Source organism: Streptomyces fragilis (assembly GCF_003112515.1).
Classification (GTDB): Bacteria; Actinomycetota; Actinomycetes; order Streptomycetales; family Streptomycetaceae; genus Streptomyces; species Streptomyces fragilis.
The window spans coordinates 300,398-321,893 of sequence record NZ_BEVZ01000004.1 but is presented as its reverse complement, the minus strand read 5'-3'; the positions used below and the strand labels follow the sequence as shown (position 1 = coordinate 321,893).

Annotated in this window: 19 protein-coding genes and 1 pseudogene; 10 read left to right on the top strand and 10 right to left on the bottom strand. The window is 72.6% G+C overall.

The genetic code is table 11. The features are described from left to right. Nucleotides 1-74: 74 nt before the first annotated feature. Genes Sfr03f_RS14615 through Sfr03f_RS14605 form a run of 3 tightly spaced genes read right to left on the bottom strand, consistent with a single transcriptional unit; the run spans nt 75 to nt 2,184 of the window. On the bottom strand, nt 75-905 hold the full coding sequence (locus Sfr03f_RS14615) for an AIM24 family protein (RefSeq protein ID WP_108954331.1): 831 nt from the start codon (nt 903-905) through the stop codon (nt 75-77). After that, complete coding sequence (locus Sfr03f_RS14610; RefSeq protein ID WP_108954330.1) at nt 902-1,552, bottom strand: AIM24 family protein; 651 nt, start codon at nt 1,550-1,552, stop codon at nt 902-904. Before Sfr03f_RS14610 ends, Sfr03f_RS14615 begins: the two co-directional genes overlap by 4 nt. Beyond that, nucleotides 1,552-2,184 carry an AIM24 family protein gene (locus Sfr03f_RS14605; RefSeq protein WP_108954984.1) on the bottom strand — a complete coding sequence of 211 codons (633 nt, stop codon included), beginning with the start codon at nt 2,182-2,184 and terminating at the stop codon, nt 1,552-1,554. Before Sfr03f_RS14605 ends, Sfr03f_RS14610 begins: the two co-directional genes overlap by 1 nt. A gap of 214 nt (nt 2,185-2,398) precedes the next feature. Between Sfr03f_RS14605 and Sfr03f_RS14600 the strand changes: the two genes are divergently transcribed. From Sfr03f_RS14600 to Sfr03f_RS14575, 6 genes and pseudogenes are all read left to right on the top strand, one after another. Further along, a complete protein-coding gene (locus Sfr03f_RS14600) occupies nt 2,399-2,749 on the top strand; it encodes a DUF3817 domain-containing protein (RefSeq protein WP_108954329.1) in 351 nt (116 codons plus the stop codon). Continuing rightward, complete coding sequence (locus tag Sfr03f_RS14595; protein WP_108954328.1) at nt 2,746-3,042, top strand: MTH1187 family thiamine-binding protein; 297 nt, start codon at nt 2,746-2,748, stop codon at nt 3,040-3,042. The genes Sfr03f_RS14600 and Sfr03f_RS14595 overlap by 4 nt, the downstream gene beginning before the upstream one ends. A 190-nt stretch (nt 3,043-3,232) precedes the next feature. Next, nucleotides 3,233-3,994: a hypothetical protein gene (locus Sfr03f_RS14590; RefSeq protein ID WP_108954327.1), complete on the top strand. Its 762-nt coding sequence runs from the start codon at nt 3,233-3,235 to the stop codon at nt 3,992-3,994. Further along, the gene (locus tag Sfr03f_RS14585; protein WP_245967567.1) at nt 3,991-4,677 is read left to right on the top strand and encodes a DUF4166 domain-containing protein; all 687 of its coding nucleotides are present in this window, start codon (nt 3,991-3,993) and stop codon (nt 4,675-4,677) included. Before Sfr03f_RS14590 ends, Sfr03f_RS14585 begins: the two co-directional genes overlap by 4 nt. A gap of 263 nt (nt 4,678-4,940) precedes the next feature. Beyond that, nucleotides 4,941-5,597 (top strand): TetR/AcrR family transcriptional regulator, encoded by a 657-nt coding sequence (locus Sfr03f_RS14580; RefSeq protein ID WP_108954982.1) that lies wholly within the window; start codon nt 4,941-4,943, stop codon nt 5,595-5,597. 270 nt (nt 5,598-5,867) lie between these two features. After that, nucleotides 5,868-7,637: pseudogene (locus Sfr03f_RS14575) on the top strand (glycosyltransferase family 2 protein); the annotation flags it as partial. A gap of 662 nt (nt 7,638-8,299) precedes the next feature. Here the strand turns inward: Sfr03f_RS14575 and Sfr03f_RS14570 are convergent. The 4 genes from Sfr03f_RS14570 to Sfr03f_RS14550 form a co-directional block, all read right to left on the bottom strand. Then, nucleotides 8,300-9,601, bottom strand: coding sequence for a hypothetical protein (locus Sfr03f_RS14570; RefSeq protein ID WP_108954326.1), 1,302 nt, complete (start codon nt 9,599-9,601; stop codon nt 8,300-8,302). Next, nucleotides 9,591-10,232 carry a DUF6114 domain-containing protein gene (locus Sfr03f_RS14565; RefSeq protein WP_108954325.1) on the bottom strand — a complete coding sequence of 214 codons (642 nt, stop codon included), beginning with the start codon at nt 10,230-10,232 and terminating at the stop codon, nt 9,591-9,593. Before Sfr03f_RS14565 ends, Sfr03f_RS14570 begins: the two co-directional genes overlap by 11 nt. Nucleotides 10,233-10,335: 103 nt before the next feature. Then, nucleotides 10,336-10,965, bottom strand: a complete 630-nt coding sequence (locus tag Sfr03f_RS14560; protein ID WP_108954324.1) for a DUF6230 family protein — start codon at nt 10,963-10,965, stop codon at nt 10,336-10,338. Between the two features lie 745 nt (nt 10,966-11,710). Then, on the bottom strand, nt 11,711-12,688 hold the full coding sequence (locus tag Sfr03f_RS14550) for a tetratricopeptide repeat protein (RefSeq protein WP_108954323.1): 978 nt from the start codon (nt 12,686-12,688) through the stop codon (nt 11,711-11,713). Between the two features lie 235 nt (nt 12,689-12,923). Between Sfr03f_RS14550 and Sfr03f_RS14545 the strand changes: the two genes are divergently transcribed. From Sfr03f_RS14545 to icmA, 4 genes are all read left to right on the top strand, one after another. Beyond that, nucleotides 12,924-13,550 carry a TetR/AcrR family transcriptional regulator gene (locus Sfr03f_RS14545; RefSeq protein ID WP_108954322.1) on the top strand — a complete coding sequence of 209 codons (627 nt, stop codon included), beginning with the start codon at nt 12,924-12,926 and terminating at the stop codon, nt 13,548-13,550. 22 nt (nt 13,551-13,572) lie between these two features. Then, a complete protein-coding gene (locus Sfr03f_RS14540) occupies nt 13,573-14,082 on the top strand; it encodes a MarR family winged helix-turn-helix transcriptional regulator (RefSeq protein WP_108954321.1) in 510 nt (169 codons plus the stop codon). 65 nt (nt 14,083-14,147) lie between these two features. Further along, nucleotides 14,148-14,489, top strand: a complete 342-nt coding sequence (locus tag Sfr03f_RS14535) for a DUF3817 domain-containing protein (RefSeq protein ID WP_108954320.1) — start codon at nt 14,148-14,150, stop codon at nt 14,487-14,489. Between the two features lie 91 nt (nt 14,490-14,580). Beyond that, the gene (gene icmA / locus Sfr03f_RS14530; RefSeq protein WP_108954319.1) at nt 14,581-16,281 is read left to right on the top strand and encodes a coenzyme B12-dependent isobutyryl-CoA mutase large subunit; all 1,701 of its coding nucleotides are present in this window, start codon (nt 14,581-14,583) and stop codon (nt 16,279-16,281) included. 97 nt (nt 16,282-16,378) lie between these two features. Here icmA and pyk read toward each other — a convergent pair whose 3' ends face one another. The 3 genes from pyk to pta form a co-directional block, all read right to left on the bottom strand. Next, on the bottom strand, nt 16,379-17,809 hold the full coding sequence (gene pyk, locus Sfr03f_RS14525) for a pyruvate kinase (protein WP_108954318.1): 1,431 nt from the start codon (nt 17,807-17,809) through the stop codon (nt 16,379-16,381). Nucleotides 17,810-17,880: 71 nt separating this feature from the next. Then, a complete protein-coding gene (locus Sfr03f_RS14520) occupies nt 17,881-19,110 on the bottom strand; it encodes an acetate kinase (RefSeq protein WP_108954317.1) in 1,230 nt (409 codons plus the stop codon). Further along, entirely contained in the window at nt 19,107-21,272 is a 2,166-nt protein-coding gene (gene pta, locus Sfr03f_RS14515) for a phosphate acetyltransferase (RefSeq protein WP_108954316.1), read from the bottom strand. Before pta ends, Sfr03f_RS14520 begins: the two co-directional genes overlap by 4 nt. Nucleotides 21,273-21,496: the final 224 nt, after the last annotated feature.

The window sequence follows — 21,496 nt, the reverse complement described above, 5'->3', positions numbered from 1 at the left end:
TACCTAAGATGTTGAAATCCGGACTACTGGGGGGCCTGCCGGAGGCGAACGCGAGCCGGATCACACCCCGTCCCTCAGAGGCCGAACCGCCGCTGAAGGTCGCCCAGCTGCCCGGGCATCCGCGGCATGCCCGACCCGAGCGGGCCCTGCCCCCCGGTACCCCCGTGCCCCGCACCGCCGCCCGGTACACCCGGTTCGTGCGGAACCGCCCCGGTCGCCTGCTCCGGCATCAGCGTCTCGCTGGACTGCAGCAGCACCGTCCCGGCCCCGACGAACTCGAACTGGTGCTCCTCGCCGCTGGCCCCGCCGATCCCGGTCATCGCGCGCAGGCCGCCCGCCCCCAAGCTCTCGACTCCGCTCGACCAGGGGGTGCCCCCAGCCCTGCGCACGTACCCGTGGTCGTAGTGGTGGCACGGCGACGGGCAGTCGGCCCAGCCGACCAGGGCCTGCGGGTCCACCCGCATCGGCGGCTCCATGAAGACCACCGGCCCGTTGGACGCCGCGACGAACTTGCCCGTGCCGATCAGCGTGAGGAAGCCGGGCACGATGGACTGCTTGAGCGCCAGGCTCGGCTGGTACGCGAGCAGGTTGCCGGCCCGGATGGTGAGGTTGCCGTCGTCGAGGTCGAAGGAGTTCACGTCGAAGGCCCGGTCGGCGAGCAGCATCTTGCCCGAGCCCTGCGCCACCACCCAGTCGCCGGCGTGCAGCGGGGAGTGGAAGCTGGTGCGCACCAGGCGCTCCAGCGCCCCGTGACCGATGCCGTTGAACTCGATCTGCCCGTAGTAGGCGATCATCTTGCCCTTCTGCAGGAACCACTGGGAGCCCTGGAGCTCCACGCAGAAGGTGTACGGGTTGACGTTGCCGTCCGCCGGGAGCGTGGCGGGGTCGAAGACCGGGACGGTCACAGCTTCTCCTCCGAGGCCTGGACGTACACCGTGCCGCTGCCGCTGAGCTCCAGCTGGAAGGCCTCGCCGGAGCCGCGGCCGACCATGTCCCGCCAGCCGAGCGCCGTGGACAGCTTGTTGCGCAGGTCGCCGCGGTGGGCGACATAGGCCTGCGGGTCGACGTGGACGGGGCGCTGTGGGGTCACCTGGAGCTCGAAGACACCGCCGTGGGCCATCACGGCGACCGCGCCGTGGCCCTGGAGGGTGGTGGTGAACAGGCCCTGTCCGGTGACCTGGCCGCGGACCATGCCCATCACGCCGCCCTGCGAGCCCATGAACATGGTGCCCTGGCGGAGCGTCCCGTCGAAGGCGAGCAGCCGGTCGGCCTCGACGTACAGGGTCTCGCCGGCGAGCTGCACGACGTGCACGTGGTGGCCGCCGTGGCCGAAGAGGACCGTGCCGTCGCCCTCGACCGTCATCAGCGGCGTCGCCTCGTTCGCCACCCGGCGGCCGATCATGGAGGCCAGGCCGCCCTGGCCGCCCTGCAGGTTCGGCGTGAAGGAGACCTCGCCGCGGTAGCCCAGCATCGCGCCGCGCTGGCTGTACATGGTCTGCCCGGGCCGGACCGTCGCCTCGACCATCTTGGAGTTGACCTCGCGGAACGGCATCAGACGTCCCCCGCGACCGTGTTGCGCTCGCTCGGCTGCACGTACACCAGACCGTCCCCCTCGAAGCGCATCTGGAAGGCCTCGCCGCCGCCCTCGCCGAAGAACGTCCGGAAGGTCACCCCGGACTGCAGCGACTGCCGCAGCTCGCCCTGGTGGGCGACGTACGCCCCCGGGTCCACGGACAGCGGGTACTGCGGCGTGACCCGCAGCACCACGGCCGGTCCGTCGGAGATCAGGGCCGCCTGGCCGTGCCCCTCGACGGTGGTGGTGAACAGGCCGTTGCCCTGGGAGGCGCCGCGCAGGCCCGTGAAGGTGGTGCCGGTGCGCAGGCCCGCGTCGGTGGCCAGCAGGTTGCTGGACTCCACGTGGAGCTTGTCGCCCCGCAGGCTCACCAGGTTGATCTCGGACGCCCGGTCCGCGAACCAGCAGGTGCCCCGCCCCTTCACCTCCATCAGCGTCATCTGCTCGCCGGTCAGCCGGCGGGTCACCATGCCGCGCAGGCCCTCGCCCCCGCCGCTGAGCTTCTTGAAGGCCATCTCCCCGTCGTAGGCGACCATCGACCCGTTCTTCGCGTGCACGGAGTCCCCGGTCATCTCGACGGCGAGTACCTTGCTCCCCTGAAGTCGGAACATCGCCACCAGGCGACCGTATCCGCAGGCGGGGCCCGGTGGACAGGCCGGGGGCGGTCCGTGGCCCTGAAAATCCCCTGAGAGATGTCCCGAAGGGGCGGTTCGGGAACCCGCCGAACCCCTCACCCGTTGAGCCGACCAGGGGATGCCACAATGGGTGAGGCCCGCTTGTGCGCGCATTCACAAGGTGTGACGTTCTTCCGACCGAAGGTGATCCGTGGACCTCAAGACCGCTGCCGCCCTCCGCCGCCTCCGCCTGGTATCGGCGCCCGAGGCGGTGTCCTTCCTGCTGCTGCTGGTGTGCTCGGTCCTCAAGCGCACCACCGAGTTCAACGCCGTGCCCGTGCTGGGCGCGATCCACGCCGTGCTGTGGATCCTGTACGTCCTGTTCTGGGCGGACGCCTGGTACCGGGCCAAGTGGTCGCTGTGGACCGCCGCCCTGTACTTCGTGCTCGGCGTGGTGCCGTTCGGCGGGTTCTACGCCGAGCGCCGGCTGCGGCGTGAGACGGAGGACGCGGTCATCGCGGCGCGGGCCCGCAAGGAGATGAAGGGAACGGCCGCAGCATGATCGTCGCTTTTTCCGTGACCCCGCTGGGCGTGGGCGAGGACGTCGGGGAGTACGTCGCCGACGCCGTCCGGGTGGTCCGCGAGTCCGGTCTGCCGAACCGCACCGATGCCATGTTCACCTCGATCGAGGGCGAGTGGGACGAGGTCATGGACGTCGTCAAGCGCGCCGTGGCGGCCGTCGAGGCGCGGGCGCCGCGGGTGTCCGTGGTGCTCAAGGCCGACATCCGCCCCGGTGTGCGGGACGGGCTGACCTCCAAGGTCGAGACGGTGGAGCGGCACCTCGCGGCGGACTGACCCGCGACGCCTTCCGTCCGTGCGGGAAGCCCCGGCCCACCAGGGCCGGGGCTTCCCGCGTCATGGGCGCGACCGCGGGCCGTGCATCCACCGCTCCCGCTGTATTGAGCGAGTGCTCAAACGCGTGTACGTTTCTGCTCTCGGCACTTGAGCGGTCGCTCAAACGCAGGGCGGGAATGGGGGTTCACGGGTGGGGATCTACGTGGAGGCCAAGGTCGGCGCGGACTTCGACGAGCTGTGGCGACTCACCCAGGACCCGCGCTGCCACCAGCGCTGGGACCTGCGCTTCACGGAGATCCAGCCGCTGCCCGGCCCCGAGGACGCCCCGGTGCGCTTCCGTTACGCCACCCGGGTGCTGCCGGGGCTCACCGTGGCCGGCACCGGCGTCTCGGCGGGGGAGCGGGAGCGCCGCGACGGCACGCGCACCTCCGCGCTGCGGTTCTCCTGCCCGCACCCGCTCTCGCCGCTCGCCGAGGGCAGCGGCTACTGGCGCTACGTCCCGGACGGCGACGGGGTGCGCTTCCTCACCGGTTACGACTACCGCCCCCGCTGGGGACGGGCCGGTGCCCTGCTCGACCGGCTGGTGTTCCGCCGGCTGATGGGCTGGGCCACCGCCTGGTCGTTCGACCGGCTCCGGCTCTGGCTGGAGCACGGGATCAGCCCGGAGCGCGCCCTGCTGAACTGGATCGCCGAGATGGCCGTGCGCGCCCTGGTGATCGCCGCCTGCTGCGCCGTGCTGCTGGCCGGACCTCTGCAGATCGCCGCGCTGACCGGGCCGCTCGGCCCCGGTACCGTCTTCGCGCTCCCGCTGGCGGCCGCCGTCGCCCTCACGCTCGCCCTGATCAAGAACCCGCTGTCCGGCACCCCGGCCGCCCGCCGCTGCCTGCGCACCCCGCCCCTGCGGGTACACGCTCCCCGCCTGCTCCTGCGCCTGGAAGGCCCCACGTCATGAGTCGCGGCTCGATCTTCCGCCGGGTGATGGGCGCGGACTTCGGACGGCTCCACCCCGAGCTGCGCCGCAGGTTCTCCGTCGGCCTGGACGGCGGCGAGGCCTGTGTCGGTACCGGGACGATGGACCGGATCTGGCACGGGCGCGGCTTCGTCCGGCCGTTCCTGGCGCTCGGCGCCACCCGGAACATCCTGGTCCCGAGACAGGGGCGGAACGTGCCCTTCGTGATCGAGAACGTCCCCTACGTGGACTCTTTCGGCCGGGAGACGGTCAGCTTCGTGCGCACCTTCCAGCTGCCCGCCGGGCCCCGCCGCTTCGACGCGCAGATGGTCATGGGGCCGCGGGGCGACCGCGTGCTGGACTACCTCGGCACCCACCAGCACCTGGCCAGCGACCTGCACCTCGCCGCGGGGGACGAGGGCGAGCTGATCATCCGGTCCGGCGAGCACCGGTTCCGTGAGGGGCCGCTGGACGTCCGCGTCCCCGGACTCGTCGGCGGGGAGGCGGAGGTGCGGGAGGCGTTCGACGACGCCACCGGGCGCTTCTCGGTCCGGGTCCGTGTGGTCAACCGGTACGTCGGCCCGCTCTTCGGCTACGAGGGCTCCTTCACCGCCGAGTACACGGACGCCGCACGGCACGGCGTGCGCCCCGGGCTGCGGCCGGTGCGAGAGGAGGCCCGGGCGTGATCGCCGCGAACCGGGACGCCGCCCCCGGACCGGGCCGCGGCGGGGAGCAGGGGGACGCGGGCGGTGCGGCAGCCACAGGGGCCGCGGGCGGTACGGGCGACTCGGACGGCTCGGGAGCCGCAGGGGCCGCGGGCGGTACGGGCGACGCGGGCGGTACGGGAGCCGCAAGGGCCGCGGGCGGTACGGGCGACGCGGGTGCCGCGGGTGCCGCGGGGGCCGCGGGTGCCGCGGCCGGCGCGGGCGGTGCGCAGGCGCCGGGGGCCGTGCCCGACACCCGGACCCGGCTGCTGGAGGGAACCCTGCACACCCTCGCCGAGCACGGCATCGCGAAGGTGTCGGCCCGGTCCGTGGCGGCCGCTGCCGGGGTCAACCAGGCGCTGGTCTTCTACCACTTCGGGTCGATGGACGAGCTGCTCGCCGCCGCCTGCCGGCACGGCGCGGAGGAGCGGGTCGCCCGGTACCGGGAGCGGCTCGCCGAGGTGACCTCGCTGTCCGGGCTGCTGGCCCTGGGCCGGGAGATCCACGACACCGAGCGGGCCGCCGGCCACGTGGCGCTGATCGGGCAGATGCTGGCCGGCGCCCAGACCCACGCCCGGCTCGGCCCGGCCACCGCAGCCGGGCTCGACATGTGGATCACCGAGATCGAGCGGGTGCTGCGCCGGGTGCTGGCGGCCACCCCGTTCGGCGAGTTCGCCGACCCCGAGGGGCTGGCCCGCGCGATCGCCGCCTCCTTCGTCGGCCTGGAGCTCTACGAGGGCGCCGACCCCGAGGGGGCGACCCGTGCCCTGGACGCGCTCGAGCGGCTGGCGGACCTGGTCTCCGCCGTCGACGCCCTGGGCCCCGTCGCGCAGCGCGCGGTCCGCGCCCACCTGCGCCGCAGCGTGGCTCGCCCGGAGCGGTCGTCCCCTTCGGCCGAATGAGCGGTTTCCAGCCGTAGCCCGACCGACACGCCGACCCGCCGGGAACCTCGCCGGTCACCGGGATCACCGGGCCGGCACCGGCCCGCCGCACCCCCGGATCCCCCTCCGGCGGCCCCCCGCGCCCGGACGCGCCCAAGTCGACAGCTCCCGGAATATCCACTTTTGTGTGGATAGCATCTTGTCCGTTCCTGATCGCAGATCTTCGATCTCCGGACCCCGGATTTCGAACCTCCGATCACGGAAGCGCGGATTCGATCATTGGAGGGTGCTGTGCTGCCGGAGGGGTACGACTACGACACCCACAGCCGACTGGCGGGCCCGCTCACCGGGCCACCCGCCGACGAGCCCTACCGAGTGCGGTACACCTCGCTGCTCTCGCGCGAGCCCCACCGGTGGCGAGCGGTCGCGATGATGGCGCTCGCTCCGTTGCTCACCGGCCTGCTGCTGGTCTACCTGGTGTGGCCCACGCACTGGGTGGAGCGTGACGCGTCGCAGACCTGGCTGTCCGTCCTCGACGTGGCCATGCTGGTGGGGATCGGGCTGATCGAGTTCTTCATGGTCGTGAACGTCTTCTCCGTCGCCCACGCCACGATGGTCGCCCGCGACCCGGTGCCCGTGACCCCCGAACCCGGCACAAGGGTCGCCTTCATCACCACCTACGTCCCCGGCAAGGAGCCGCTGTCGATGCTCCGCGCCACCCTGGAGGGCGCGACCCGCATCACCCACGCCGGCCACCTGGACGTCTGGCTCCTCGACGAGGGCGACGACCACGAGGCCAAGGCCCTGTGCCGGGAACTGGGCGTGCGCCACTTCTCCCGCAAGGGCGTCGACCGCTGGAACCGTCCCACCGGCCACCACAAGGCGAAGACCAAGCACGGCAACTACAACGCCTGGCTCGACGCGCACGGCGACGAGTACGACTTCTTCGCCTCCGTCGACACCGACCACGTGCCGCTGCCCAACTTCCTGGAGCGGATGCTCGGCTACTTCCGCGACCCGGACGTGGCCTTCGTGGTCGGGCCGCAGGTCTACGGCAACTACACCAACCCCGTGACCAAGGCCGCGGAGTCGCAGCAGTACCTGTTCCACGCGCTGATCCAGCGGGCCGGCAACCGCTACCGGGCGCCCATGTTCGTCGGCACCAACAACGTCGTGCGGATCTCCGCCGTCAAGCAGATCGGCGGCCTGTACGACTCCATCACCGAGGACATGGCCACCGGGTTCGAGCTCCACCGCACCCGCAACCCCGGCACCCGGCGGCGCTGGCGCTCGGTCTACACCCCGGACGTCCTGGCCGTCGGCGAGGGCCCGACCTCGTGGACCGACTTCTTCACCCAGCAGATGCGGTGGTCGCGCGGCACCTACGAGACGCTCTTCAAGCAGTTCTGGAAGGCGCCGTTCACCATGCCCTACGGCCGGCTGTTCCAGTACTCGCTGATGGTCTGCTACTACCCGATGACCGCGGTCAACTGGTTCCTGGGCGTCTTCAGCTGCGCCCTGTTCATGTGGTTCGGCGCGTCCGGCACCTCGGTCTCCACGTCGGTGTGGCTGATGCTCTACAGCGACGCCGCCGCCCTGCAGATCGGCCTCTACCTCTGGAACCGGCGGCACAACGTCTCGCCGCACGAGCCCAAGGGGTCCGGCGGCCTCGCCGGGATGGCCATGTCGGCGATCTCCGCGCCTATCTACCTGAAGTCCTTCACGGCCGCCCTGATGCGCCGCCCGTGCCGCTTCGTGGTCACCCCCAAGGGCGGCGACAGCAGCGCGGACCGGCTGCTCACCTTCCGGGTGCACCTGTTCTGGGCGGCGGTGCTGGCCGTCTCGCTGGTGGCCTCCGAGCTGCTCGGCCACACGCACGCGGCGATGCGCACCTGGGCGGTGCTCGCCCTGGTGATCGCCCTCTCCCCGGTGGCGATCTGGTGGTACACGGCGCTGGCCGAGGCCCGCCGCCGCAGGACCGCAGCCCCGGTCACCGTGCCGGTCGCGCTGCCGGACGCCGCGCCCGTCACCGCGGCCGACGTCACGGCCGTGCCGGCCGCGGCGGAGGGCGCGGACGCCGCTCCCGCGCCGGAGCCGGTCCCGGCGGGCGCCGCGGAGCGCGAGCCGGCCGCCGTGCCGGAGCCGCCGCGCCGTCCCGTCCCGGTGTCCGAACCGGCCGTGGTCCCCGTCGGGGCGGCGCCCGAGCGGGAGACGCCCTTCCCGGCGGCTCCCGCGCCGGAGCCCGCCCTGCTCGCCGACGTCCGCCCGGCGCAGCCCGTCGTCGAGCCGCTGCAGCCCGTGCTGCCGGCCATGTACCCGGTGCCCGCCCTGCAGACCGCGTCCCTGCCGGTGCACGGCGTGCACGGTGAGCGGGCGGCCGGTTCCGGTCACGAGCCCGGCCGGTGGCCGCTGCCGGCCCTCGCGAGCGGCGGCCGCGCCACCGCGCTGCCCGCGCCACCCGCCGGCTCCGGCCTGTCCGGCGGTCCGGCGCTGTCCGCCGGGTCCGCGGAGGCGCCCGCCGGCTCCGCCGTGGCGACCGCCACCTCGGTGGTGGCGGCCGCCGCCACCCCCGACCGGACCCCGCTCACCGGCGGCGCACAGGACGGGAAGCCGACGATGATCTGACTCGGTGGATCTCGTAGGGCCCCACGAGAAGTGCCCCCGCGGCCCGATGGGCGGCGGGGGCACTTCGTCCGTGCCTCGTGAGGCGCTGGCGCGGTCGGCTAGTCGACGTACTGGCGCAGACCCGGGATGGTCAGGTTGCCGCCGAACTGGCCGGCCTGGACCACCTTCACCTTGGTGAAGTAGATGATCGGGATGTCCAGCGGCGGCGGGTTCTCCGGCGAGAAGGTCACCGGGATCAGCCCCAGCAGGTTGCCGGAGATGGACTCCGTGTACATCACCGTGTCGCCGCCGCGGATGGTGGACGTGGTGCCCTTGCCCGCAACCGCGTGGTGCGTCTTCCTGTTCTGCGTGTCGTGGACGACCTGGTGCAGGTCGCCGATGTCGGTGCCGTCGGAGACGACGTACTTCAGCACCTTCTTGACGGTGCCGTCGGCCGTCTTCACCTTGACGACGCCCTCGTACTTGGCGCCCTTGAGCAGCAGCGAACTGGCCTGCAGCTCCCACGCCCGGTCGGGCAGCGCCACGATGTTCTCGAGGCCGCCCTCCTCGTCGGTGGCGACGGGGCAGTCCTCGGGGTCGATCGCGGGCTCCTCGGCCGTCTCCTCGACCGCCTCGCCCTCCTCGGCGGCCTTCTCGGCCTCCTCGGCCTTCTCCAGCGCCTTGGCGGTCTCCTCGACGGCCTCCTCGGGAGCCTCGGTGGCCTTCCCGGCGTCCGCCTCCTTCTCGGTGTCGGCGTCGGCCTCGGCTCCGGCCTTCGGGGAGTCGGCGGGGTCCGTCTCCTCCGCGGCCCCGGTGGGCCCGGTGGCCGGCTCCTCGGCCGCGGCGGCCTCGTCCTGCTGAGCCCCGGGTCCGTCGAGCAGGTCGCCGAGGGCGCTGCCGATCTCCTCGAGCACGTTCGGCCTGTCGGCCTCCGGCTCGGCGGGAGCCGGCTCCTCGGGAGCGGGATCGGCCGGTGCGGGCTCCTCGGGGGCCGGCTCGGTGGGCTCGGGCTTCTCCGGCTCCGGCTCCGCGGGGGCCGGGGGCTTGTCGCCGCCCGTGTCCTCGTCCTCGTCGCCGGGCGCGGGCTTCTCGTCGCCACCGGTGTCGGGGGTCTTGTCGTCCTCGGGGGCGTCGCCCTTCTCGCCCTTCTCGGCCTCCTCGAGCACCTCGACGCAGGCCTGGAACTCCTCCGCGGTCAGGGAACCCTTGGGGAGGTCGGGCCGGTCGTCGGCCTGGGCGAGCGTCGGCGTGAAGCCCATGCCCATGAGGACGGCGGTCGGCATGGCGGCGATGGCCATCACCTTGCCGCCGGGAATGCGGACCCGGGCACGCAACGGCTTCCTGGGCGCGGCGTGGCGCGGCCCCGTTCTCGCGTCCGACTCGTCCACGGCCTGGCCGTGGACCTCCTCGTCAGCCGGCACTGTGCCTCCCGTTCACCTCGTTGGCCGGGTTGGTGCTGGACAGTTCGTTCCACTCGTCGGCGGGCAGGCCGCCGCGGCGCGCCTCCGGGAGCCGTGCGTTGACGGTGCCCGAGTCGTGCTCGTCCCGCGCGCCGTCGTCCTTCGCGAAGGACACGGTCGCGGCGGCGTGCTCCGGCCCGGCGGCGAGCGGTTCGGCGCTGTCGGCCTGCGCGGTCCGCGCGGCCTCGTCCGGACGGCCCGGCGCCCAGGCGATCGCCATGGCACCGCCGATCAGCGCGAGCAGGAAGCCGATGAAGAAGCCGCCGAGGTTGGACACCGGGATGGAGACCAGGCCCAGCAGGATCGCCGCGACACCGCAGAAGATCTGGATGTGCCGCTGGAACCACAGGCACAGACCCAGCACCCCGAGCAGCACGCCGATGATCAGCGAGCCGGCTCCGGCGGTGGTGGCCATGGTCATGGTCAGGTTGCCGATGTGCAGGTCGGCGTAGGGGAAGTACCCGATGGGCAGACCGGCGAGCATGACGAACAGGCCGGCCCAGAACGGCCGCGTGCCCCGCCACGTGCGGAAGTTCCGCCGGATGACCCGAAGGCGTTCGCTACCGGGCGCGGCAGGAGTCTCGGCGCTCATGGAAAACAGCTCCCTGGAACGGCGTTGCCGTGATGAGTGTGGTGGTGCGTGGGGCTGGGACGAGCGGGGGAGCCGCGAGGCTCCCTCGCCCGTCAGCGAGTGCTCAGTAGCACTCGTGGACACCCGGCTTCAGCGACAGCTTCAGGTTGCTGAGGTTGAAGGTGCCGGCGGTGGTGGCCCACGCGGTCTGCTTCACGCCGGTGAGGGTGGCCTCGCTGGCGTGCTGGGCGAAACCGTTGGCGTTGGTGCCCGCCGCGAGCTCGGGACCCTTGGTGGCCTGACCGGCCGCCACACCGATGTCGATGTTGCGGAACTCGGCCGAGGTGGTCTCGAGGCTCTCCACGTCGAGGTACAGGTTCTCGGCGTGGACCGGCTTGTCACCGGTGCCCGCGGTCAGCCGGAGGCTGACGTTGCCGAAGACCGGCACGTGCGGCGTCACGACGGACTGGCACATGTTGGTGATGTCGGCGCTCTTGAAGGCGGAGACGGCGACCGGGTGGAGCGCCTTGTTGCCCTCCAGGTCGACACCCTGGGCCAGGGAGCCGTACTGGTTGAAGCCCTTGCCTTCGAGCCGGTCGGTCGTCACCTTGAACGACTGGCCGGAGACGCTGAACGACGCGGCGAGCGCGCCCTGCGCCAGGCCGACACCGATCGCGGCCGTGGCGGCGATGCTGGGCACCATGACGACGGCGAACCGCTTCCATCTGGTACCGCCGCGCAGCTGGGACTGCATATGTCCTCCTTCTCGGACGTACATCTCCTGGTCCCGGCTGCCACCGAAGGCGGCCCGGGCCGGGCAGGGATGGGAGAAGTGCTACGTCCTCGGGAAGGAGAGCGCCCGTTCTCGTACGGCGCGGTACGCGCCCGAATCACCGGCGATCACCCCCGAGCGACAACCACTGGCCGCACCGGACAGGTGGTCCCGTGCGACCTTTTCGGACAGGCTCCGCCGCAGGCGAAGACCCCCCTGTCCTGGGCGCGGAGTCTCGGTGACGCCGCCCCCGCCCGGTGGGGACCCTGTGTCCCGTGCTCCCGATTGGTTGTCGGGGACACGGAAGAGGACCGAGCGTCGCCGATCGTGGTGCATTCTGCGCGCCCCCGCAAGGGGTCTCGTTACCCGTGGGTAACGGCGAGATGGCCGTGGATCACCCCTCTCGCCCCGGTCCACGACGGAGGGTGGCGGTCCGTTCCGGGGCAAAGCCGGGCAAAGGGAGGCGCAGCCGGGCAGGGTGGTCGGCAAGCTTTACTGCCAGTAACAGCTGGGCGGTTTCTCAAGATTTGGCAAAGCGTGGCCGCAACGCGTCGCTCGGACGGCTCTTTTCCGCACCGGCTCCATGTTTTTCCCGCGCCCCGGACGCCGAAACGGCCGGGGCGGGACGCAAGTCGTCGACTTCCGTCCCGCCCCGGCCCGTCCTGCCCGGCGACGCCCGCACGGCGCCGCCCGTCGGCGGCTTCCGTCCGGCGTCCTCGTCCGCGTCCTAGTGGAGAGCGCGCGCCAGCGCGCGCCGCGCGGCGACCACCCGCGGGTCCTCGCCGCCGACGACCTCGAACATCTGCAGCAGCCGCACGCGCACGGCCTCCCGGTCGTCCCCGGCCGTCCGCCGCACGGTGTCGATGAGGCGGCCGAAGGCGTCCTCGACGTGACCGCCCACCAGGTCCAGGTCGGCCGCGGCGATCTGCGCCGCGGCGTCCGCCGGCTTCTCGGCGGCGTCCCGCCGCACGGCCTGCGGGTCCAGCCCCTGCACGCGCTCCAGGAGTTCGGCCTGGGCGAGGCCCAGCTTGGCCTCCTCGTTGCCCGGGTCGTCCAGGAGGACGTTGCGGTAGGCGCGGATCGCGCCGCCCAGGTCCCCGGCGTCCAGCGCCAGGGCCGCCGCCTCGAGCACGGCGTCGTGCGGTCCCTCGGGTGCCGCCGCGGCCGCGCCGGCACCGCCGCCCGGCTCGGCCTCCGGGTCGACGGTCAGGCCGGTCAGGCCGAAGCGCTGCTCACCGACCGCGATCAGCTGGTCGAGGGTCTCGCGGATCTGCGTCTCCGGCGCGGCTCCCTGGAAGAGCGGCAGCGCCTGGCCGGCGACCACCGCGAAGACCGCCGGGATCCCCTGGATCCCGAACTGCTGCATCAGCATCTGGTTGGCGTCGACGTCCACCTTGGCCAGGACGAAACGGCCGTTGTACTCGACGGCCAGCCGCTCCAGCACCGGGCTCAGCTGCTTGCAGGGCTGGCACCACTCGGCCCAGAAGTCGAGGACGACGGGCACCTCGGTGGACTTCTGCAGGACGTCGCGCTCGAAGCCGGCCTCGTCGACGTCGTACACCAGGTCGGCGGGGGAGACGGCGCCGGTGCCGCCCCGGCGGGCGGCCTCCGCCCGCGCCTGCTCCGCCTTCGCCTTGGCCTCCTGGGCCGCCTTCACGGCGGCGAGGTCGACCACTCCGCTCATGGACATGTTCCGTGGCTGCATGCGCCTATCCTCCCCCGTCGGCGCACCCCGGCGGAAACCGCCGGGGAACCTCTGCGGGAAGGGGCCGGAAACGGCCCCCGAAAGTGGCGTCGGGTCCCCACCTGACGCCGGATCGTGGTTGTCGCCCGGCCGGGTGGATCCCGGCTTTCGCTACGAGTCGTAGCGTAACCATCCGGAGGCCCGCGGCCCCACCGTCCCCGGCGTGATCTGCCTCACGGCCGTATCGTCGTATGTCATGCCCCGCAGTACGCCCGCACCCCGGACCGGCCGCCCCCGCAGCGCCGCCGCCGACGCCGCGATCCTCGCCGCCACCCGCGAGGCGCTGGTCGAACTCGGCTGGTCCCGGCTCACCCTGGGCGACGTGGCGCTGCGGGCCGGCGTCGCCAAGACGACCCTCTACCGCCGCTGGCCCGGCAAGAACGAACTGGTCGTGGACGCGGTGGCGGAACTCTTCGACGAGCTCGAACTCCCCGACCGCGGCAGCCTGGCCGCCGACATCGAGGGCGTGGTGCTGCGGTTCGCGGCCATCCTGGCCCGCCCCGAGGCGCGCAGCGGCCTGATGGCCGTGGTGGCCGAGTCGACGCTCGACGCCACGCTGCGCGAGCGCATCCGCACCTCGATCGTGGAGCGCCAGAAACGGCTGGTCCGCGAGGGCAAGGCCCGGGCGCAGCGCCGCGGCGAGCTCCCGCCGGACCCCGACCCGGAGGCGGCCGACCGCTCCGTCGACCTGATCTTCGACGTGGTCGCCGGAGCGGTGGTGCACCGCAGCCTGGTCAGCGCCGGTCCGGTCGACGAGGTCTGGGTGCGCGACCTCACCGCCCTGCTGCTCGCCGGCCTCGGCTCCGGCCCCGCCGGCCGCTGACCCGGCGGGTATCGTCGGCGTCGTGCCGAAGCCGCTCAGTCTTGCCTTCGACCCCATCGCGCGCGCCGACGAACTGTGGAAGCAGCGGTGGGGCGGCGTTCCCTCCATGTCCGCGATCACCTCGATCATGCGCGCGCACCAGATCCTGCTCGCCGAGGTGGACGCCGTCGTCAAGCCCTACGGCCTGACCTTCGCCCGCTACGAGGCGCTGGTGCTGCTCACCTTCTCCAAGAGCGGGGAGCTGCCGATGTCCAAGATCGGCGAGCGCCTGATGGTCCACCCGACCTCGGTGACCAACACGGTGGACCGCCTGGTGCGCTCCGGGCTCGTCGCCAAGCGGCCCAACCCGGACGACGGGCGCGGCACGCTGGCGGGCATCACCGACAAGGGTCGCGAGGTGGTCGACGCGGCGACCCGCGACCTGATGGCCATGGACTTCGGCCTCGGTGTCTACGACGCCGAGGAGTGCGGGGAGATCTTCGCCCTGCTGCGGCCCCTGCGGGTGGCGGCGGGGGACTTCGAGGAGGCCTGAGCGGACCGGTCCGAAGGGCGGGGCCCGGTCAAGATCGCGCAAAGTCCACGGTTACCCTCGTAGGCATGAAGCGAGCCGTGCTGACCCGTTACCGCGCGATGGCCTACATCACGGGTGTGCTGTTGATCCTGCTCTGCGTGGGCGTGATCGCCAAGTACCTGCTGAAGATCGACGGCGCCGACGGCTTCACCCAGGTGGTGGGCATCGCGCACGGCTGGCTGTACGTGCTCTACCTGGTCTTCGCCTTCGACCTCGGTTCCAAGGCCAAGTGGCCGGTCTCCAAGCAGGTCTGGGTGCTCCTGGCCGGCACCGTCCCCACCGCCGCGTTCTTCGTCGAGCGGAAGATCGCCAAGGAGGTGGAGCCCCGGATCGCCGGCGGCGCCGCTCCCGCGGCCGCCAAGGTCTGACCGCCCGGTCCCCTCGCTCCTCCGAGGCCGGGCCGCACCGGCGCGGCCTCTTGCGTCGACATTTACTAGGACGTCCTAGTAACTTGGAGGTATGGACGCTGAAGCCATCGAGGAGGGCCGCCGCCGCTGGCAGGCCCGGTACGACTCCGCGCGCAAGCGGGACGCCGACTTCACCACGCTCTCCGGAGACCCCGTCGAGCCGGTCTACGGCCCGCGCCCCGGTGACGTCTACCAGGGGTTCGAGCGGATCGGCTGGCCCGGTGAGTACCCCTTCACCCGGGGCCTGTACCCGACCGGCTACCGGGGCCGCACCTGGACCATCCGCCAGTTCGCCGGCTTCGGCAACGCCGAGCAGACCAACGAGCGCTACAAGATGATCCTCGCCAACGGCGGCGGGGGCCTCTCGGTGGCGTTCGACATGCCGACGCTGATGGGCCGCGACTCCGACGACCCGCGCTCGCTGGGCGAGGTCGGCCACTGCGGCGTCGCCATCGACTCCGCCGCCGACATGGAGGTCCTCTTCCGGGACATCCCGCTGGGCGACGTCACCACCTCGATGACCATCAGCGGCCCGGCCGTCCCGGTCTTCTGCATGTACCTGGTGGCCGCCGAGCGCCAGGGGGTCTCCCCGTCGGTGCTCAACGGCACGCTGCAGACGGACATCTTCAAGGAGTACATCGCGCAGAAGGAGTGGCTCTTCGAGCCGGAGCCCCACCTGCGCCTGATCGGCGACCTGATGGAGTACTGCGCCGAGCGCATCCCGGCCTACAAGCCGCTCTCGGTCTCCGGGTACCACATCCGCGAGGCAGGCTCCACGGCCGCGCAGGAGCTGGCCTACACGCTGGCCGACGGCTTCGGCTACGTCGAGCTGGGCCTCAGCCGGGGCCTGGACGTGGACGTCTTCGCGCCCGGCCTCAGCTTCTTCTTCGACGCGCACGTGGACTTCTTCGAGGAGATCGCGAAGTTCCGCGCCGCCCGGCGCATCTGGGCCCGCTGGATGCGCGACGTGTACGGGGCGAAGACCGACAAGGCCCAGTGGCTGCGCTTCCACACCCAGACCGCCGGCGTCTCGCTCACCGCCCAGCAGCCGTACAACAACGTGGTCCGCACGGCCGTGGAGGCGCTGGCCGCGGTGCTCGGCGGCACCAACTCGCTGCACACCAACGCCCTCGACGAGACGCTCGCGCTGCCCAGCGAGCAGGCCGCGGAGATCGCGCTGCGCACCCAGCAGGTGCTGATGGAGGAGACCGGCGTCGCCAACGTGGCCGACCCGCTGGGCGGCTCCTGGTACGTCGAGCAGCTCACCGACCGCATCGAGGCGGACGCGGAGAAGATCTTCGAGCAGATAAGGGAACGCGGCCTGCGGGCCCACCCGGACGGCAAGCACCCGATCGGCCCGATCACCTCCGGCATCCTGCGCGGCATCGAGGACGGCTGGTTCACCGGGGAGATCGCCGAGGCGGCCTTCCAGTACCAGCGGTCCCTGGAGAAGGGCGACAAGCGGGTCGTCGGCGTCAACGCCCACACCGGCTCGGTCACCGGCGACCTGGAGATCCTGCGGGTCAGCCACGAGGTGGAGCGCGAGCAGGTGCGGACGCTGACCGCGCGGCGCGCCGCCCGCGACGAGGCCGCCGTGCGGGGCGCGCTGGACGCGATGCTCGCCGCGGCGCGCTCCGGGGCCAACATGATCGAGCCGATGGTCGAGGCGGTCCGTGCCGAGGCCACCCTGGGCGAGATCTGCGACGTGCTCCGCGAGGAGTGGGGCGTCTACACCGAGCCCGCCGGCTTCTGACCCCGGACACCGCCGGGTGACCGCCCGGCACACGGCAGCGCCCCACCGCGTCGAGGCGGTGGGGCGCTGCCGTGTCCGCGCGGGGGGACCGCCGGCGTCAGCTCGCGCCGTCGGCGCCCAGGTGCAGGACGCGCACCATGTTGGTGGTGCCGGGGACGCCGGGGGGCGAACCGGCGGTGATCACCACGACGGAGCCGGGCTCGAAGCGGTTCAGCCGCGTCAGCTCCTGGTCGACCAGCTCGACCATCTCGTCGGTGCTGTTGACGAAGGGCACCACGTGCGGCTCCACGCCCCAGCTCAGGCAGAGCTGGTTGCGGGCGGACTCCTCGGTGGTGAAGGCGAGGATCGGCTGCGAGGCCCGGTAGCGGGACAGGCGGCGGGCGGTGTCGCCGGACTTGGTGAAGGCCACCAGGCCCTTGCCGCCGAGGAAGTCGGCGATCTCGGCGGCCGCGCGGGCCACCGACCCGCCCTGGGTGCGCGGCTTCTTGCCCGGCACCAGCGGCTGCAGGCCCTTGGAGAGGAGCTCCTCCTCGGCGGCCTGGACGATGCGCGACATGGTCCGGACCGTCTCGATCGGGTACGCGCCCACGCTGGACTCGGCGGAGAGCATCACCGCGTCCGCGCCGTCCAGGATCGCGTTGGCCACGTCGGAGGCCTCGGCGCGGGTCGGACGGGAGTTGGTGATCATCGACTCCATCATCTGGGTCGCCACGATCACCGGCTTGGCGTTGCGTCGGCAGAGCTCCACCAGGCGCTTCTGCACCATCGGGACCTTCTCCAGCGGATACTCCACGGCCAGGTCGCCACGGGCCACCATGACGCCGTCGAAGGCCGCCACCACGGCCTCCATGTTCTCCACCGCCTGCGGCTTCTCCACCTTGGCGATGACGGGGACCCGGCGGCCCACCTCGTCCATCACCTTGTGGACGTCACGCACGTCGTCGGCGTCGCGGACGAAGGAGAGGGCGACCAGGTCGGCGCCCATCCGCAGCGCGAAGCGCAGGTCGTCGACGTCCTTCTCGGACAGCGCGGGGACGTTCACCGCGGCCCCGGGCAGGTTGATGCCCTTGTGGTCGGAGATCACCCCGCCCTCGATCACGATGGTCCGCACCCGCGGGCCCTCGACGTCCAGGACCTTGAGCTCGACGTTGCCGTCGTTGATCAGGATCTGGTCGCCGCGGTTCACGTCGCCGGGCAGGCCCTTGTAGGTGGTGCCGCAGATCGACTTGTCGCCGGGCACGTCTTCGGTGGTGATGGTGAACTCGTCGCCCCGCACCAGCTCCACGGGACCCTCGGCGAAGGTCTCCAGGCGGATCTTCGGACCCTGGAGGTCGGCGAGGACGCCCACCGGGCGGCCGGTCTCCTGGGAGGCGGCGCGCACCCGGTCGTAGCGGCCCTGATGTTCCTCGTGGGAGCCATGGCTGAAGTTGAAGCGGGCGACATTCATCCCCGCCTCGATCAGCGCGACCAGTTGCTCATGGGAGTCGACCGCGGGGCCGAGAGTACAGACGATCTTCGAACGGCGCATGGAAGGGATCCTATCCGTTTGTTTCGCAGCGGAATAAATACCCGGCGGTAGCTTGCCGGCGGCCCCCGCCCTCACCGTCTCCGCCGGGCGCCCGTGACCAGCTCGTAGGTCTCCGCGGCGATCTCCAGTTCCTCGTCGGTGGGCACCACCGCGACCGCCACGGACAGGTGCGGGGGCGAGATCAGCCGGGGCCCGTCGGCGGGCCTGGCGTTGAGGTGTTCGTCCACGGCGAGGCCCAGCCCCTCCAGACCCTCCAGGGCCGCGGCCCGCACCGGGGCGGAGTTCTCGCCCACCCCCGCGGTGAAGGCGACCACGTCCACCCGGCCGAGCACCGCGTAGTACGCCCCGATGTACTTGCGCAGCCGGTGCACGTAGACGTCGAACGCCAGCTTCGCCGCCTCGTCGCCCTCGTCCACCCGGCGGCGGATCTCCCGCATGTCGTTGTCCCCGCACAGCCCCACGAGCCCGGACCGCTTGTTCAGCAGGACGTCGATCTCGTCGGCCGTCATGCCGCCCACCCGCATCAGGTGGAAGACCACCGCGGGATCGAGGTCCCCGGACCGGGTGCCCATCACCAGGCCCTCCAGCGGGGTGAGCCCCATCGAGGTCTCCACGCACCGCCCGCCGCGCACCGCGGAGGCCGAGGCGCCGTTGCCCAGGTGCAGCACGATGACGTTCGCCTCGGCGGGGTCCTTGCCCACCAGCTTCGCCGCGGCGCGCGAGACGTAGGAGTGCGAGGTCCCGTGGAAGCCGTACCGGCGCACCCGGTGACGGTCCGCGGTCTCCACGTCGATCGCGTACCGGGCCGCCGCCTCCGGGATCGTCGAGTGGAACGCGGTGTCGAAGACGGCCACGTGGGGCAGGTCGGGGCGCAGCTTCTGGGCGGTGCGGATGCCGATCAGGTTGGCCGGGTTGTGCAGCGGGGCGACGGGGGAGAGCCGCTCGATCTCGTTGACCACGGTGGTGTCGATCAGCGTGGGCTCGGTGAACCGCTTGCCGCCGTGCACCACCCGGTGGCCGACCGCGGCCAGCTCCGGGGAGTCCAGGCCCAGGCCGTCGCGGGCCAGTTCCTCGGCGACGGCCTCCAGGGCCGCCCGGTGGTCCGGGACCGGGCCGGTGGTCTCCCGGATGCGCTCCCTGCCCTGCGGTCCGGAGATCAGCGTGTGCCTGATCCGGCCGGACTCCTCCCCGATCCGCTCGACCAGGCCCACCGCCAGCCGGCTGCGGTCCGTCATGTCGAGGAGCTGGTACTTCACCGAGGACGAGCCGGTGTTGAGGACGAGGACACGGGTGGCGGTCATGACCGGCTCCCCTTCTGCGCGCGGTCGGTCCCATCGGGGGAGGGGGCGGAGCCGGAGGCGGGCGTCGCGGCGGTGGCGGGAGCGGGCTGCTGGGCCTGGACGGCCGTGATGGCCACCGTGTTGACGATGTCCTGCACCAGGGCCCCGCGGGACAGGTCGTTGACCGGCTTGCGCAGGCCCTGCAGCACCGGGCCGACGGCGATGGCGCCGGCCGAACGCTGCACCGCCTTGTACGTGTTGTTGCCGGTGTTGAGGTCCGGGAAGATCAGCACGGTGGCCTGCCCCGCCACCCGGGACCCGGGCAGCTTGGTCGCCGCCACGGTGGGCTCCACGGCGGCGTCGTACTGGATCGGCCCCTCCACCGGCAGGTCGGGGCGCCGCTCGCGCACGATCTCGGTGGCCCGCCGGACCTTCTCCACGTCGGCGCCGGCCCCGGAGGCCCCGGTCGAGTAGGACAGCATCGCGATCCGCGGCTCCACCCCGAACTGGGCGGCGGTCTCCGCCGACTGCAGGGCGATGTCGGCGAGCTGCGCGGCGTCCGGGTCGGGGTTGACCGCGCAGTCGCCGTAGACCAGCACCCGGTCGGCCAGGCACATGAAGAACACCGAGGAGACCAGCTCCGCGTCCGGCCGGGTCCGGATCACCTCGAAGGCGGGGCGGATGGTGGCGGCGGTGGAGTGCACCGAGCCGGAGACCATGCCGTCGGCGAAGCCGTCCAGCACCATCAGGGTGCCGAAGTAGTTGACGTCCGAGACCACGTCGTGGGCCAGGTCGAAGCCGACGCCCTTGTGGGCGCGCAGCCCGGCGTAGCGGCGGGCGAAGGACTCGCGCAGCTCCGAGGTCTGCGGGTCGATCAGCTCGGCGTCGGCGATGTCCAGGCCCAGGTCGGCGGCCTTCTTGCGGATCTGCTCGGCCGGGCCGAGCAGCGTCAGCTCGCACACCCCGCGGCGCAGCAGCACCTCGGCGGCCCGCAGCACCCGCTCCTCGGTGCCCTCCGGGAGCACCACCCGGCGCTTGTCGGCGCGGGCCCGCTCGATCAGGCCGTGCTCGAACATCATCGGGGTGACGCGGCCGCTGCTGGGCGCGGAGACCAGGGTGCGCAGGCGGGCCACGTCGACGTACCGCTCGAAGAGGCCCAGCGCGGTCTCCGCCTTGCGCGGGGTGGCGGCGTTGAGCTTCCCCTCCATGGTGAACAGCCGCTCCGCGGTGGGGAAGCTGTTCTCCCGCACGGACAGCACCGGGGTGCCGGGGGCCAGCCGCTCGGCCAGCGCCATCAGGCCGGGGTCGGGGACGATGCCGAGGGTGAGCACCACGCCGGCGATCGGCGGCGAGCCGGCGCTGTGCGCGGCGAGGGCGCCCAGCACCAGGTCGGTCCGGTCGCCGGGGGCGATGATCAGGCAGCCGGGGGTGAGCGCCTTGAGCAGGTTGGGCAGGGTGGCGCCGCCGAAGACGAAGCCGAGCGCGTCGCGGGCCAGGCCCGCCGCGTCGCCCAGCAGCACCTGGGCGTCCAGGGCGTGGGCGATCTGCCCCATGGTGGGCGCGGACAGGGCGGGTTCGTCGGGCAGCACGTAGCCCGGCAGGCCGTGCCGCTTGTCGAGCCGCCGGTCGAGCAGTTCGGCCACCGCGTCGCGGTCCTCCGGGGCGACCCGGTTGGCGATCATCGCGAGGACGTCGCAGCCGAGGTCCTGGTAGGCGCGGCAGGCGTTGCGCGCCTCGTCGGCCACCGCCTCGGCGCTCTGCCCCCGGCCGCCGACCACGCCGATCACCGACGCCCCGAACTCGTTGGCCAGCCGGGCGTTGAGCCCCAGCTCGTCGGGCAGGTTCGCGCCGGCGAAGTCGGTGCCGAGGACCAGGACGACCTCGTAGGCGTCGGCGACCGCGTGGAACCGGTCGACCAGGGCGGTGACGAGCTCGTCCAGGCCGCGCTCGGCCTGCAGGGCGGTGGCCTGCTCGTAGGACATGCCGTACGCGGTGGCCGGGTCCTGGCCGAGCCGGTAGCGGGCCCGCAGGAGCTCGAAGAGGCGGTCGGGACCGTCGTGCACGAGAGGGCGGAAGACGCCGACGCGGTCGACCTGACGGGTGAGGAGTTCCATCACCCCCAGGTCCACGACCTGGCGGCCGTCGCCGCGGTCGATACCGGTCACGTACACGCTGCGCGTCACGCGGGGGTCTCCGTTCCTGTGCCGTCGGTGCGCCGGCGCCTCGCCGGCGCACGGGTGGTGCTCCGGTTCCGGTGCCTCTGGGCCAGCCTGTCAAACATCGCCCCCGGCCGGGTACCGGGGGGCCGCGCGGCTACGCCGGGCGGGTTGCCCGCCGCGGCGTCCGCACCGGCGGTGCCGCGGTTCGCGGTCCAGGCGGTGCCGCTGCACGCGGCCCGGCGGTGCCG

Excerpts from the sequence above, each read along its gene's own strand:
- Sfr03f_RS14610 (WP_108954330.1), bottom strand. The coding sequence starts at position 1,552 with ATGCCGTTCCGCGAGGTCAACTCCAAGATGGTCGAGGCGACGGTCCGG.
- Sfr03f_RS14605 (WP_108954984.1), bottom strand. The coding sequence starts at position 2,184 with ATGTTCCGACTTCAGGGGAGCAAGGTACTCGCCGTCGAGATGACCGGG.
- Sfr03f_RS14595 (WP_108954328.1), top strand. The coding sequence starts at position 2,746 with ATGATCGTCGCTTTTTCCGTGACCCCGCTGGGCGTGGGCGAGGACGTC.
- Sfr03f_RS14585 (WP_245967567.1), top strand. The coding sequence starts at position 3,991 with ATGAGTCGCGGCTCGATCTTCCGCCGGGTGATGGGCGCGGACTTCGGA.
- Sfr03f_RS14565 (WP_108954325.1), bottom strand. The coding sequence starts at position 10,232 with ATGAGCGCCGAGACTCCTGCCGCGCCCGGTAGCGAACGCCTTCGGGTC.
- Sfr03f_RS14560 (WP_108954324.1), bottom strand. The coding sequence starts at position 10,965 with ATGCAGTCCCAGCTGCGCGGCGGTACCAGATGGAAGCGGTTCGCCGTC.
- Sfr03f_RS14550 (WP_108954323.1), bottom strand. The coding sequence starts at position 12,688 with ATGCAGCCACGGAACATGTCCATGAGCGGAGTGGTCGACCTCGCCGCC.
- Sfr03f_RS14545 (WP_108954322.1), top strand. The coding sequence starts at position 12,924 with ATGCCCCGCAGTACGCCCGCACCCCGGACCGGCCGCCCCCGCAGCGCC.
- Sfr03f_RS14535 (WP_108954320.1), top strand. The coding sequence starts at position 14,148 with ATGAAGCGAGCCGTGCTGACCCGTTACCGCGCGATGGCCTACATCACG.
- icmA (WP_108954319.1), top strand. The coding sequence starts at position 14,581 with ATGGACGCTGAAGCCATCGAGGAGGGCCGCCGCCGCTGGCAGGCCCGG.
- pyk (WP_108954318.1), bottom strand. The coding sequence starts at position 17,809 with ATGCGCCGTTCGAAGATCGTCTGTACTCTCGGCCCCGCGGTCGACTCC.
- Sfr03f_RS14520 (WP_108954317.1), bottom strand. The coding sequence starts at position 19,110 with ATGACCGCCACCCGTGTCCTCGTCCTCAACACCGGCTCGTCCTCGGTG.